Genomic DNA, 13,419 nt, shown 5'->3' with positions numbered 1-13,419 from the left:
ACGCGACGTCTCCGCGCCAATGACCTCGGCGTGCTGCCAATAGCCAAACGACATGTGCTGCTTGAACGCCGCCATCGCGCAGAGGATCTTGCCGCGATGCAGGAAGGTGGGCATACCCCACTTCACCGCTTCCTCCACATCGGGGCAGTGGCGATGCACCGTCTCGCGCAGGCTCGCCATCATGGGCTGGAACACGGGATTGGCCCGTTCGATATAGGCATCGATACGGGCATCGCGCGTGCCCTGCGGTTGCTTCGCCATGCCACCCCCGGTCTCGTGCGGACGATCGGACGATGATGCCCCAGCCGGGCTTCACGATGAAGCGGTGACTGACCTAGACTGGTCGCATGCGCAAGAATCCCTGGCTCATCCTGCTCCTCGCCGCCGGTCTCATCTGGATGTGGTGGTCATCGCGCGAATCGGCCGCGCCGGTCGTCGACGCACCGCCCACGGTGAGCGGGCAACCCGGCACACGGACGCCAGCGCCATCCATCTCCGGTCCGCGCACCAGCATCGATCTGCCTGCGGAAGCACTCGACACCATCGCCCTCATCCAGCGCGGCGGGCCCTATCCGCATCGGCAGGATGATGGCGTGTTCGGCAACCGCGAACGCCGACTGCCGCAAAAGCCGCGCGGCTGGTATCGCGAATACACGGTCGATACGCCGGGCGTGAACCATCGCGGCGCACGCCGCATCGTCACCGGGGGCCGCCCGCCCAGCGAGTGGTACTACACCGATGATCATTACGACAGCTTCCGCCAGTTCGAGGTCAGTCGATGAGCGCCGATTCGCATCCCCTCGACTTGCGTGATGCCAGCCAGGCTGGCGTGTATCGCGTGATGTGCGCCGATGTTGACCCGTTGCTTGTGCTGGCTGCTGATGAAGATGTCACCGTGCACGACATCGACCTGGTCGGCACTGACGACAAGGCCGGATTGATAGAGCGCATCTACAACTCGCTGGCATTCCCAGACGACTGGGGCCGCAACTGGGATGCGCTGGCCGATGGCCTCAATGACTTGTCTTGGTTGGGCGATGCCGCGCCACGTCTTCTCGTCTGGCGCGGCATGGATGACTTGCACGTCGATGCCCCGGAGCTGGAAGAAACGCTGGTCGGTATTCTGGAAGACACCAGTGCCAGCTGGGCCGACGACGACATCGCCGTCTGGTCGCTCATTTGCCTGACGCGCATTCCCGACGAGGAGCTGGACGACGCGACGCGTCACTAGGGCCGATCCCCTACATGACGAAACCGGCGCAAGGCCGGCTTCGCTCATCCCCTCAGCCATTCCTCCGCCTCAGCGATCGCGCACGCTCGTTTCCACGATGACGCGTTGGGCCAGGAAGTCGGTGTTGCTGATCGCGCGGCCTTCGATGCGGATCACGTCACCGCGCTCGAGCTGGTCCACGCGATAACGCTGGCCGCGATATTCCACCGTCGTGTAATCGTCGTAGCGCACGCGCTGGTTGCTGCCGCTGTAACCGCCCTGGGTGTAGTTGATGATGCGATTGCGGGTGTCGATGTACGTCACCGAACCCGCCATCACGTTGCCGTAGGCGGGCGAGCCGCCGTTCCCGCCGCGCACGTCCTGCAGCACTTCGATGCTTTGCGCCCACCAGCGACCGTTGGATTGCGTGGCCTGCACGCGGATCCGGTCTCCGTTTTCCAGACCCGCCGGCGATTGCTGCTGTCCTTGGTAATACAACACCGTGTTGCGGTCGTAGTTGATCTCCACGCGGCTGCCGGCGCTCCCGTAGCCACTGTCCTGACGCAGCATGAAGCGCGCGTTGCCGTGGTCCACGCCGTCGACATTGCCGGTGATGGCCTGACCGTAGCCGCCCTGTGGATAGCCTTGGCCGGATCCCGGATAGGGATACTGCCCGCCGGGATAACCGCTGCCCCCCGGGTAACCGCCCAGACCACCACCGACAGTCATGCAGCCGGACAAGCCCAACGTGGCCGTCAGTGCGACGGCGCCCATCAGTGAACGATGCAAACGAATCATGGCCAGCCCCTTGCGTTGGAATGGGGTCATCAAGCCACGACATTCGTGAACGCCGGGTCAGTTCCTCATGCGGGCTTGATGATCGATGCCGGTCATTCAGCTGGGCGCGTCAGCCGGCCTCGAGTTCTTGCCAACGCTCATAGGCGGCTTCCAGTGCGGCCTGCGCATCGGCCAGCGCCGCGTTGTCGGCCTGCACCTCGGCTGCATCGCGCTGGAAATAGCCGGGGTCATTCATGCGCGCGGTGCGGTCCGCGATCTCGGTTTCCAAGGCGTCGATTCGGCCCGGCAGCGCTTCCAGCTCACGGGTTTCCTTGTAGCCAAGCTTCTTCTTGGCGGGCGTGGCAGGCAATGTGGGCGATGCCACTTCGGGCGCGGGCGAAGGCTTGGCCGGTGTCGCCTCCCGTGCCGGCACCATCGCGGGACGCTGCCGCAACCAATCGGTATAGCCGCCGACGTACTCGCCGATGCGGCCTCCCCCCTCCATCACCACGGTCGAGGTCACCACATTGTCGAGAAAGTCACGATCGTGGCTGACCAGCAGCAAGGTGCCGGGATAGTCAGCCAGCAGTTCCTCCAGCAATTCCAGCGTCTCGACATCCAGGTCGTTGGTGGGTTCGTCCATCACCAACAGGTTGGACGGTTGCGCGAACAACTTGGCCAACAAGAGGCGGTTGCGTTCCCCGCCCGACAAGCGCGTGATCGGCGCGCGGGCGCGCTCGGGCGTGAACAGAAAGTCCTGCAGATAGCCCAGCACATGCTTCTTGCTGCCGCCGACCTCCACCGTGTCACTGCCTTCGGCGACGTTCTCCATCGCATTCCAGTCTTCGCGCAGCGTCGCCCGATACTGGTCGAAGTAAGCCACCTGGAGCTGGGTGCCCTGCTTCACTTCACCGCCATGCGGCTGCAATTCACCCAGCAATAACTTGAGCAAGGTGGTCTTGCCGCTGCCGTTCGGGCCGATCAAGCCGATGCGATCGCCGCGCAGAATAGTGGTGTCGAAGTCGCGCACCAATCGCTTGTCGCCGTGGCTGAAAGACACGCCTTTCGCATCGATGACCTTCTTACCGGACGACTGCCCTTCGGCGATGTCCATGCGCACCTTGCCGACTTGCTCGCGGCGCGCAGCACGTTCATTGCGCATCGCCTTGAGCCGTCGCACGCGGCCTTCATCACGCGTCCGGCGCGCCTTGATGCCTTGGCGGATCCAGACTTCTTCCTGCGCCAGCAATTTGTCGAAACGCGCATTTTCCTGCGCTTCGGCATTCAAGCGTTCTTCCTTGCGTCGCAGGTAGTTGTCCCAGTCACCCGGCCAACTGGTCACCCGGCCACGGTCGATCTCGACGATGCGCGTGGCCAATGCCCGCAAGAAACGACGGTCGTGGGTGATGAACACCAGCGCCCCGCTCCATTGCTTCAAGAACCCTTCGAGCCAATCGATCGCGGCGATGTCGAGATGGTTGGTGGGCTCGTCCAACAACAGCAGGTCGGGCTCGGCCACCAACGCACGTGCCAGCAGCACGCGGCGCTTCATGCCGCCGGATAACCGGGCGAAATCGGCATCACCATCCAACTCCAGGCGCAGCAGGGTATCTTCCACACGTCGGTCCAACGACCAGCCTTGCACGGCTTCGATCTCCGCCTGCACCTTGGCCAGCGCATCAGTGTCGATGTCGGCTTCGTGGATGAGGTGGTGGTAACGCGCCAACAGCGCGCCCGCATCGCCCAAGCCTTCGGCGACTACGTCAAACACGCTGCCCTGCGCCCCTTGCGGCACTTCCTGTTCCAGGCGTGCAATGCGGCGACCGGATTCGACCCGGATGTCGCCGTCATCCGGCTTCAATTCACCGGCCAGCAGCTTGAGCAAGGTGGACTTGCCCGCGCCGTTGCGACCGATCAGTGCGATGCGTTCGCCCGGCTCGATGGCCAGGTCGACTTTGTCCAGCAGGAGCGGGCCGCCGACGCTGAAATCGACCGCGTTGAGAGTGATCAAGGGCATGCGCGCATTCTACTGGCCGCGTCGCATCCCTGCCGCTGGCCAGCAGAAAAGCATCTCCCTGCTAGTGCTTGGTGAACACCATGCCTTCGAATCTGAGCGCCACGACATCACTCCCTTGCACGTCGAATTCAACCACGTTGCCCGAGTTGGGCACGAATTCAACACGTACGCTGTCAGGGCGTTCGTAGGCGGTGGCGACGGATTTCAATGCCCCCCATGTAATGAGGGGGCGGCTATCGTCATCCTTTTGTACGTTCATTTCGCCCAGCAATGGATGCGTGTAGCGCCCCATGTACGTCTGCAGGGGCAAGGAAAGTTGCCAAGCCCGTTCGCTCATGGCTTGGCGGCGAGCGGCGATCTTCGGCGCGAGCGCACGCATCTCGGCCATCAACTGCTCGCCACCCAGGTCCATCCGGGCACCGACCTCGTCTTCACCGAGCAGCGCGCCATACACGTAATCCGCGACCAAGCCGGTCAGCTTTGGTGACATGTACTCCTCGTTGCTGAGCACCACCAGCCCGATGCCCGCGTCCGGCATGAACGACAAGTGGGCATGGAAGCCCGCGAACCCACCGAAGTGATGCAGCATCTGTTGTCCCTTGTAATCGCCCGTGTACCAGCCCCAGGCATAGCCTTGGCGATCAAACTGCTGATACGGCTTGCCGTCGGTTTTGGCGACCGGCACATGCGATTTGCGAATGACACCCGCCGGCACCAGTTGCTGGCCATCGATCCGGCCATCTTCCAATTGCACGATCAGGAACCTGGCCAAATCCGGTGCCGTCGACATCAATCCGCCGGCTGCATGCATGGTCGCGTCCGACTTCTCCAGGTACAGCGGCTGCACCGTTAACTCGCTCAGCACGGAGTATGGGTTGGCTACCAGATGACGCCCGCGCCTGGCATCACTGACACGCGCCGTCGTGTGCCGAAGGCCGACAGGCCGAAGCACCAGCTGCTCCAATTGTCGTTGCCATGTGGATTGGAAGCGCTGCTCCATCCACACGCTGACCAGGTTGTAACCCACATTGCCGTATCGGAAGCCCGTTCTTTCCTGATCTGGCAATGGCTGGGTCATTTGCACCAACTGGTAGCGCGATGCGGCGTCGTGGATGCCGCTGTAGGCAAGCGCCCACACCAGTGGCGTGTTTTCCAGACCGGAGGTATGCGTCAGCAGGTCGCGCATCGTGACCGTAGACGCATCGAACCCGTTGAAATTCAGGTCCGGAAACATCCCGGCCATGCTCATGTCATCTCGCCACTCGCCGCGCTCGGCGCGGATCAATGTCATCAATGCGGTGAAGGGCTTGGTGGCCGACGCGATGTAAAAACGCGTGTCGGCATCGACCTGCTTGCCTTGACTGATGTCGGCGTAACCCAAATAGGCTTGATGGACGATGCGGCCATCCTTGACCACGGCGATCGCTATGCCCGAACGGTCTCCCATCTCGCGCTTGATCTTGCCCACCCAGGCATCCAGCGCTGCCCAAGTGTCCGTGTCCTGCGCATGAAGCCTTGCCGGACAAAGCAGCAACAAAAGCGCCCAAGCCATCGTCGTTGAATATTTCCACATGCCATCGTCCTGCCCAATGTTGGTCGCAGGCTAGCGGGGCTGGCCCAGGGTTTCTTGAACCAATGCAACCTAGGGAGGGGCCATGCGCAGCCAGTTTCGGCATTGCCGTGGGGAGAGGCCGAAATGCCGACGGCAATCGCGACTCATATGGCTCTGGTCGGCATACCCACATGCCATCGCCACTTCAGCCAGTGACTGGCTGGAGGTGGCCATGCGCTGTAGTACTCGCGTCTGTCGCAATGCGTGGACATAATCGCGCACTGAACACCGGTGATGCCGACGAAACGTTCGTGCCAGATACACCGGATGTACCCCCACCTCGCGTGCAAGCAGTGACAGCCGCGCTGCATCGAAAGGCGCATCCTGCAAACGCTCATGGACCCGCCGCAACCAGGCGGGGCGGTGTGTCGGCTCAGGGCCCTGCCCTAGTGCATCCAACTGGGCCACGAACTCGATGCCTGCGTCGGATTCCGCCAGGCACGTCTGCGCATTTGATCGCGAAGCCAGCCAAAGCCTGATCGCCATGGCAGTCAGCGGACCGCCATGGCACCAACGCCAACGCGCCAGGCTGCCGTGCTCACTCAGCGCCAGAAGATCCGGGGGCAGATCGAGGGAAATCATCGTGGCCCCCGCCGGACCAAACTGATTGCGATGCACCACATCCCCGGGTTTGATCGCCACACTACCTTGCGTGGCCGTCTCTTCCTGTCTGCCCACCGCCTCGCGTACATGGCCAGCCAACACCACGCTGATCTTCGAGGCCCCATCGGCATGGTCGCCCATCACCCGCCCCGCTGCGTAATGCGACATCAGGGTGCAGGTGGGCGATCTCAAGGGCTTGGCGAGGCTTGGCATCACGTCACTCAGGGGGCGAGGCTCGAATCCTACGCAGGCCATGCCCATGGTGCATGGCCAATCGGTCATGCCAAGGCGAAGCTCAGGAACTGCAGGACAACATCGAGCAGCCGGCCTTGTTGCGCGCCCAGTCGGGCCGCTTGCCGGCGAAATGCTCACGACCGGGTTGGTGGTCGTAAGGGCGCCGCATCACGTCGAGCAATTCGCTGATCCCACTGGCATCGCCCGCATGCGCGCGGTCGATGACCTCTTGCGTCAGCCAGTTGCGCAGGATGTACTTCGGGTTGGCCAAGCGCATCGTTTCGCGCCGGGTCGCGGCATCCCATGCATCCTTGGCCACATGACCGGCATAACGCGCCAGCCAGGCCACGAGTTCATCGCGATGTGCATCGCGTTTGGCTTCGTCGTAAAAGGCATCGGCAAAGACATCCGGCGTCAACGCCGCCGCGTCGTGATCGCCCAAGGTGCGGAAGAAGATGGTCATGTCCACCTCGGCTCGATGCATCCATGCCTGCAGGTCACGCATCAAGGCCACCGCATCGTCATCGCACTCGGACAGCCCCAATTTTCGGGCGATATTGCATCGGTCCGTGCGTGAGAACGCCTCGGCATAGGCATCCAACCCCGCCTGCAAGGGCGCGATGTCACTGAACAAGGGTGATAGCGCGGCGGCGAGTTGTTGCAGGTTCCAGCCAGCCACCCGCGGCTGCCAGCCGAAGCGATAGCGGCGGCCCTGCGCATCGGTGGTGTTGGGGGTGAAATCGGGATCATAGTTGTCGATCGAGCCATACGGCCCGTAATCGATGGTCAGGCCCAGCGCGCTCATGTTGTCGGTGTTCATCACCCCGTGCACAAAGCCAACGCGCATCCACTCGGCCACCAGGCGCGCGGTGCGCTCGCAAATCTCGCGAAACCAGGCGGCATACAGGGCTTCGCCACTGCCTTCAAGGTGCGGGTAATCACGCCGGATCGCGAAATCGACCAGCGTTCGTAGCAATTCCACATCCCCACGCGAGGCCGGCAACTCGAAGTGCCCGAAGCGCAGGAAGGACGGTGCCACGCGGCATACGATCGCGCCCGGCTCGGCCTCGGGGTGGCCGTCATAAAACATGTCGCGGACCACCCCATCGCCCGTCGCGACCAGCGACAACGCGCGCGTCGTGGGGATGCCGAGGTGATGCATGGCCTCGCTGCACAAGAATTCACGGATCGACGAGCGCAGCACGGCGCGGCCATCGGCACGCCGCGAATACGGGGTCGGGCCGGCGCCTTTCAGCTGCAACTCCCATTGGCGACCATCGGGCGCAACCACCTCGCCCAAGGTGATCGCGCGGCCATCGCCCAGTTGCCCGGCCCAATGGCCGAATTGATGTCCGCCATAATTGCTCGCATGCGGCAGCATCCCCTCCAACAAAGCGTTGCCACCGAATATCTGCGCAAATTCGGACGTGGCCGCATCAGCCTCGCTTAAACCGAGCGTTTGCAGCATCTCGGTGGACACGGCCAGCACACGCGGATCGGCCACGGGTGTCGGCTGAACCGCAGACCAGACGGCCCCCTCCACTAGGCGCAGTTGGTTGGTTTGCTCGGGGTCACCGGGCAAGCCTGCGGGGAAACGGTTATCGAACTGAAGTTTCATCGACATGAAATGCGGCCAAACCGCGCCGAACACAAGCAGAGGCGTAGAATGAGCGACCAAAACGATGCGCCATGCGCAGGAGACCCGCCATGAGCGCCGATACCCCGAACGATACCCCCACGATCACTTTCGCTGACTTGGGCCTGCCCGAGTCGCTGCTGAAAGCCTTGACCGAAGTCGGTTACGAGACGCCCTCGCCCATCCAGGCCGCGACCATCCCGCCGCTGCTGGAAGGCCGTGATGTGCTGGGCCAGGCGCAGACCGGCACCGGTAAGACCGCGGCCTTCGCGCTGCCGATCCTGGCCGACATCGATCCGAAGCTCGCCGCACCGCAGGCCCTCGTGCTGGCACCAACGCGCGAGCTCGCCATCCAGGTGAGCGAAGCCTTCCAGAAATACGCGCACCACATCCCCGGCTTCCACGTGCTGCCGATCTACGGCGGCCAGAGCTACACCCCGCAGCTGCAGGCGCTGCGCCGCGGCGTGCAGGTCGTGGTGGGTACGCCCGGCCGCGTCATCGATCATTTGAATCGTGGCTCGCTGGATCTGTCCAGGCTGAAGACGCTGGTGCTGGACGAGGCCGACGAAATGCTGCGCATGGGGTTTGTCGATGATGTCGAGGCCGTGGTCAAAAAATGTCCGGATGATCGCCGCATCGCCCTGTTCTCAGCCACGATGCCGGCGCCGATCAAACGCATCGCCCAGACCTATCTGCGCAATCCGGTCGAAGTGGCGATCAAATCGACCACGACGACCGGCGACAACATCCGTCAGCGCTTCTGGCTGGTCAGCGGCCTGCACAAGCTGGATGCCATCACCCGCATCCTGGAAGCCGAAACGTATGACGCGATGATCGTGTTCGCGCGTACCAAGCTCGGCACCGAGGAATTGGCTGAAAAACTCGCCGCGCGTGGCATTGCCGCTGCCGCGATCAACGGCGACATGGATCAGAAATCGCGCGAGCGCACCATCCAGCGTCTCAAGGACGGCCAGCTCGACGTACTGGTCGCCACCGATGTCGCTGCACGCGGCCTGGACGTGGAGCGCATCACCCACGTCTTGAATTACGACATCCCCTACGACACCGAAAGCTATGTGCACCGCATCGGCCGCACCGGGCGCGCGGGCCGCAAGGGCGAGGCGATCCTGTTCGTGACGCCGCGCGAGCGCGGCATGCTGCGCGCGATCGAACGCGCCACGCGTCAGCAGATCACGCCCATGCAGCTGCCGTCGGCGCAAGACGTAAATCAGCAACGCGTCAGTCGTTTCCGGGATCGCATCAATTCGGCGCTCAATGGCAGCGATGCGGAACTCTTCCGCGGCCTGCTGGAAGACTTCGAGAACGAGCGCAACGTGCCGATGGTCGAAATCGCGGCGGCGCTGGCGCAGCTGGTGCAAGGCGATACGCCGATGTTCCTGCCCAACGATCCGCCGCCCCCGCCGCCGCGTGAGCGTCATGAAAAACCCGCGCGTAACGATGACTATGCCCCGCGTCCCCGCGATGGCGAGCGCGCGCCCCGCCCGCCGCGGCCCGCGCATGACGGCCCGGATGTCGGCATGCAGACCTATCGCATCGAAGTGGGTCACGAGCATCGCGTGAAGCCTGGCAATATCGTCGGCGCCATCGCCAACGAAGCCGAGCTGGAAGCACGCTACATCGGCCGCGTTGATATTCGTGACGACTACACCTTGGTCGATTTGCCGGAAGGCATGCCGCCGGAGTTGCTGCAATTCCTCGGCAATGTGCGCGTGGCCGGCCGTCCGATCCGCATGAGGTTGGCGACCGACGACGACCTGAACCAGCCCACGCGTCGCCGCGAGTTTGGACACAAGCCGCGTTTCGATGACGATGGAGGCGCGCGCCCACGCAAGCCCGGCGGCTTCAAACCGGGCGGCTTCAACAAGCGTCCGGGTGGTTTCAACAAGAGCGGTCCCAAGAAGCCGCGCGATCCGCGCTAATCGCCCATGTCGCGATTGTTGGTTTTCCAGCATGTCGCTGCCGAGCCCTTGGGCACGCTGGATGCGCTGATTCGCCAGCGTGGCCATCGGATGCGTTTCGTCAATTTCGAACGCGATCCCGATGCACAGCCCAGCACTGATCGTTATCGCGGCTTGATCGTGCTGGGCGGACCGATGAATGTCGAAGACCGCACCCATCGCCAACACCTGTTGACCGAGATGCGCGCGATCGAATCGATGCTGAAAGAAGACAAACCCGTGCTCGGCATTTGCCTGGGGGCGCAATTGCTGGCCCATGTGTTGGGCGCACCCGTGGTGCAGCACGAGACACCGGAGATCGGCTGGCATGCGTTGAAGCTCACCGATGCCGGACGCAACGATCCGGTGATGTCACACCACACCGATGGCGCACCGGTATTTCAGTGGCATCGCTATCGCTTCGACGTGCCCGAAGGCGCCGTGCATCTTGCCGAAACCGCGAGCTGTGGGCCGCAGGCCTTCCGCCATGGCGACAATGCCTACGGCTTCCAGTTCCATATGGAGGTCGATGAACCGCTGATCTCACGCTGGCTGGCCAATCGCGCCTATCTCGATGAACTGGCCGAACATGGCCACCCGGTGGACGCCGCGCAGGTGATGAGCGAAACCGACCGCCACCTGCCACCCATGCGCTCGCAGGCAGAGGCTGTGTTCAATGCCTTTCTTGACCTCGTCGGCATGCCGGAGCGCCGCTACACCCTGCCCTCGCGGGAGTGGGTGTGAGCGATTTCGATGTCCTGATCATAGGCGGTGGCGCGGCGGGTCTCATGTGCGCACTGACCGCAGGGCAGCGCGGCAAGCGCGTCGTCGTCATCGAGCACGCCGATCGCTGCGGCAAGAAGATCCTGATGTCCGGTGGTGGGCGCTGCAACTTCACCAATACCGGCGTCACCCCCGCGCAGTACCTGTCGGCCAACCCGCATTTCTGCAAATCCGCCTTGGCGCGTTACACGCCGAATGATTTCATCGAGATGGTGGAACGCCACGGCATCGCCTATCACGAGAAGGAACTCGGTCAGCTGTTCTGCGACGAATCCTCCAAACAGATCGTTCGGATGCTTTTGGACGAATGCGAATGGGCCGGCGTGCGCATCGAAACCGGCTGCAGCGTGGAATCGGTTGGGCAGGATGATGCCGGCTTCAACGTGCGCACCGCACGCGGCATGCTCAAAGCACCCTCACTGGTCGTCGCCTGCGGCGGCTTGTCGATTCCGCGCATGGGCGCTACCGGCTTCGGTTACCAACTCGCACGTCAATTCGGTCACGACGTATTACCGACGCGCGCGGGTCTAGTGCCGTTGACACTGTCCGGTACGCATCTCGAGCGGCTGGAAGACCTTAGCGGCCTGTCATTGCCTATCGAAGCGCGATGCGGCAAGCAAAGTTTCAGCAATGCGATGTTGATCACCCACCGCGGCCTGAGCGGGCCGGCGATCCTGCAGATCAGCTCGTATTGGCGTGAAGGGGATGCATTGACCATCAACCTGCTGCCGGGAGACGACATCCCCCCATTGCTTTCGCAATGGCAGACGGATCGCCGCGATGCGCAATTACAGACACTGCTGGGCGAAGTACTGCCGAAGCGTTTCGCGCAACGTCTGACTGAGCACTGGCTACCCAATCGCCCGATGCGTCAGTTCAACTCGCCCGAGTTGGACCACATCGCACGCACTTTGGCGGCGTGGCCGATCATCGCCAGCGGCACCGAAGGCTACCGCACCGCGGAAGTCACCTTGGGCGGCGTGGACACCGATGGCCTGTCGTCCAGCACGATGATGTCCAAGCACGTACCCGGCCTGTATTTCATCGGCGAGGTCGTGGATGTCACCGGCTGGCTGGGCGGCTACAACTTCCAGTGGGCATGGGCATCCGGGCGTGCGGCCGGCATGGCGGCCTGATAAAGAGGTTTAGCCGAACGGCCAAGGCCAACCAAAGACTTGCGAGAAAAAGTAGTACGCGACGCCTGCCAGCACGACCCACAGGGTGAGCTTGAACACAAAACCCACCACCTTGATCGCTGCCCAGCCGATCAGGACCATCACGATCAACCACCACCAATCATTCATGCGCGTTCCACTGCCTCGTCACGTAGCGGCTTGAGTGCCGGGTCCAGCGCGATGCGTTCGTCGAAAACGAAGCACGCACCGTCATAACCTTCGCCGCCGACTTCCTCGAAATAGCGCAGAATGCCGCCTTCCAGCTGCAGCACGTTGTCGAGGCCGACATCGCGCATCCACGGCGCTGCTTTCTCGCAGCGAATCCCGCCCGTGCAGAAACTCACCACGGTCGCATCGCGCAATTCATCGCGGATCGCCTCGACCGCTGCAGGTAAATCATTGAAATTATCGATCGGCAATGTACGTGCATCGTGGAAGGTGCCGTAACCGATTTCTTCACGGTTGCGCGTGTCCAGCAGCACCAGCGGTTTGCCGGCATCGTCATGGCCGGCCGCAATCCAGCGACGCAAAGTCGCCGCATCCACACTAGGTGCGCGCGCCTCGCCCAGGCCAGCGGGACGGCCAGCAAACGGCACGATCTCGCGCTTCGCCTTCACCTTCAATTTGGCGAAAGGCACATGCGCACTCCAGCTTTCCTTGGCCTGTATGTCGGCGAAACGTGCATCCACGCGCAACCATTCCAAAAAGCTGCGCACATCGATATCTTCACCCGCCAGGAACAAGTTGATGCCCTCGCTGGCCACCAGCACACTGCCGAGCAAGCCCAGCGCCTCGGCGCGTACACGCACCGCATCGGCCAACACAGTTACGTCAGCGACATCGGCAAAGCAATAGGCGGCGATATTGAGCTTCATTCCGCCATTTTACCTGTCGATCAAGCCTTGCCCCAGAACGCGAACCCGACTGCCCCGACCAGACAGGCATAAGCAGCCACGGTGTTCCATTTGATTTGTTCACCAAACATCAACCAGGCCACCACGGTGAACACCACCAGAGTGATGCACTCCTGCACGATCTTCATCTGGGTCACGCTCATTACGCCGCTGCCGATGCGGTTGGCCGGCACCATAAAGCAATATTCGAGAAAGGCCAGTCCCCAACTGGCGACGATCGCCAGCCACAACGGGCTGCCCTTGAACTTGAGATGCCCGTACCAGGCCAGGTTCATGAAGACATTGGAAATGGTGAGCAGCGCAAGGAACTGCAAGGTCGAGATATTGGGCATGGCGGCAAGCATCTAAGGCGGTGCCGAATGCTAGCGCGCTACCCGGCCCGATGTGCGCCTTGAGATGTCACCCCGACAAGACTCGTCTGACCTGAACTCCCCGCGCTCCAGCGAGTGCGCTCGAGCAGGAGATAAATCAACACCACGAACACCAGCATGCAAATCACA

The 13,419-nt window shown here is 62.6% G+C and carries 13 protein-coding genes and 1 pseudogene; 5 read left to right on the top strand and 9 right to left on the bottom strand.

Annotated elements, in window-relative coordinates:
- Positions 1 to 30: 30 nt before the first annotated feature.
- Positions 31 to 180: pseudogene (locus BW989_RS12980) on the bottom strand (DUF1801 domain-containing protein); the annotation flags it as partial.
- A gap of 167 nt (positions 181 to 347) precedes the next feature.
- On the opposite strand from BW989_RS12980, the gene BW989_RS10875 reads away from it, so the two are divergent.
- Positions 348 to 782: a guanyl-specific ribonuclease gene (locus tag BW989_RS10875; RefSeq protein ID WP_076588197.1), complete on the top strand. Its 435-nt coding sequence runs from the start codon at positions 348 to 350 to the stop codon at positions 780 to 782.
- On the top strand, positions 779 to 1,231 hold the full coding sequence (locus BW989_RS10870; protein ID WP_076588195.1) for a barstar family protein: 453 nt from the start codon (positions 779 to 781) through the stop codon (positions 1,229 to 1,231). The genes BW989_RS10875 and BW989_RS10870 overlap by 4 nt, the downstream gene beginning before the upstream one ends.
- Positions 1,232 to 1,300: 69 nt before the next feature.
- Here BW989_RS10870 and BW989_RS10865 read toward each other — a convergent pair whose 3' ends face one another.
- From BW989_RS10865 to BW989_RS10845, 5 genes are all read right to left on the bottom strand, one after another.
- Positions 1,301 to 2,008, bottom strand: coding sequence for a DUF5666 domain-containing protein (locus tag BW989_RS10865; protein ID WP_076588193.1), 708 nt, complete (start codon positions 2,006 to 2,008; stop codon positions 1,301 to 1,303).
- A gap of 109 nt (positions 2,009 to 2,117) precedes the next feature.
- Complete coding sequence (locus tag BW989_RS10860) at positions 2,118 to 4,004, bottom strand: ATP-binding cassette domain-containing protein (protein WP_076588191.1); 1,887 nt, start codon at positions 4,002 to 4,004, stop codon at positions 2,118 to 2,120.
- Positions 4,005 to 4,065: 61 nt separating this feature from the next.
- Positions 4,066 to 5,577: a serine hydrolase domain-containing protein gene (locus tag BW989_RS10855; protein ID WP_083688509.1), complete on the bottom strand. Its 1,512-nt coding sequence runs from the start codon at positions 5,575 to 5,577 to the stop codon at positions 4,066 to 4,068.
- Positions 5,578 to 5,646: 69 nt separating this feature from the next.
- A complete protein-coding gene (locus BW989_RS10850; RefSeq protein ID WP_165688598.1) occupies positions 5,647 to 6,387 on the bottom strand; it encodes an AraC family transcriptional regulator in 741 nt (246 codons plus the stop codon).
- Positions 6,388 to 6,514: 127 nt separating this feature from the next.
- Complete coding sequence (locus BW989_RS10845; protein WP_076588400.1) at positions 6,515 to 8,071, bottom strand: protein adenylyltransferase SelO; 1,557 nt, start codon at positions 8,069 to 8,071, stop codon at positions 6,515 to 6,517.
- Between the two features lie 89 nt (positions 8,072 to 8,160).
- Between BW989_RS10845 and BW989_RS10840 the strand changes: the two genes are divergently transcribed.
- Genes BW989_RS10840 through BW989_RS10830 form a run of 3 tightly spaced genes read left to right on the top strand, consistent with a single transcriptional unit; the run spans position 8,161 to position 11,966 of the window.
- Entirely contained in the window at positions 8,161 to 10,029 is a 1,869-nt protein-coding gene (locus BW989_RS10840) for a DEAD/DEAH box helicase (RefSeq protein WP_076588185.1), read from the top strand.
- A gap of 6 nt (positions 10,030 to 10,035) precedes the next feature.
- A complete protein-coding gene (locus BW989_RS10835; RefSeq protein WP_076588183.1) occupies positions 10,036 to 10,791 on the top strand; it encodes a type 1 glutamine amidotransferase in 756 nt (251 codons plus the stop codon).
- Positions 10,788 to 11,966 (top strand): BaiN/RdsA family NAD(P)/FAD-dependent oxidoreductase, encoded by a 1,179-nt coding sequence (locus BW989_RS10830; protein ID WP_278245872.1) that lies wholly within the window; start codon positions 10,788 to 10,790, stop codon positions 11,964 to 11,966. The genes BW989_RS10835 and BW989_RS10830 overlap by 4 nt, the downstream gene beginning before the upstream one ends.
- A gap of 9 nt (positions 11,967 to 11,975) precedes the next feature.
- Here the strand turns inward: BW989_RS10830 and BW989_RS12630 are convergent, their stop codons facing one another.
- Genes BW989_RS12630 through BW989_RS10820 form a run of 3 tightly spaced genes read right to left on the bottom strand, consistent with a single transcriptional unit; the run spans position 11,976 to position 13,251 of the window.
- The gene (locus BW989_RS12630) at positions 11,976 to 12,134 is read right to left on the bottom strand and encodes a hypothetical protein (protein ID WP_165688597.1); all 159 of its coding nucleotides are present in this window, start codon (positions 12,132 to 12,134) and stop codon (positions 11,976 to 11,978) included.
- Positions 12,131 to 12,880: a sulfurtransferase gene (locus tag BW989_RS10825; protein WP_076588178.1), complete on the bottom strand. Its 750-nt coding sequence runs from the start codon at positions 12,878 to 12,880 to the stop codon at positions 12,131 to 12,133. Before BW989_RS10825 ends, BW989_RS12630 begins: the two co-directional genes overlap by 4 nt.
- 20 nt (positions 12,881 to 12,900) lie before the next feature.
- Entirely contained in the window at positions 12,901 to 13,251 is a 351-nt protein-coding gene (locus BW989_RS10820; protein WP_076588398.1) for a DMT family protein, read from the bottom strand.
- Between the last annotated feature and the right edge of the window lie 168 nt (positions 13,252 to 13,419).

The organism is Solilutibacter tolerans (assembly GCF_900155935.1).
GTDB lineage: Bacteria > Pseudomonadota > Gammaproteobacteria > Xanthomonadales > Xanthomonadaceae > Solilutibacter > Solilutibacter tolerans.
This window is presented reverse-complemented; position numbering and strand designations above follow the sequence as displayed.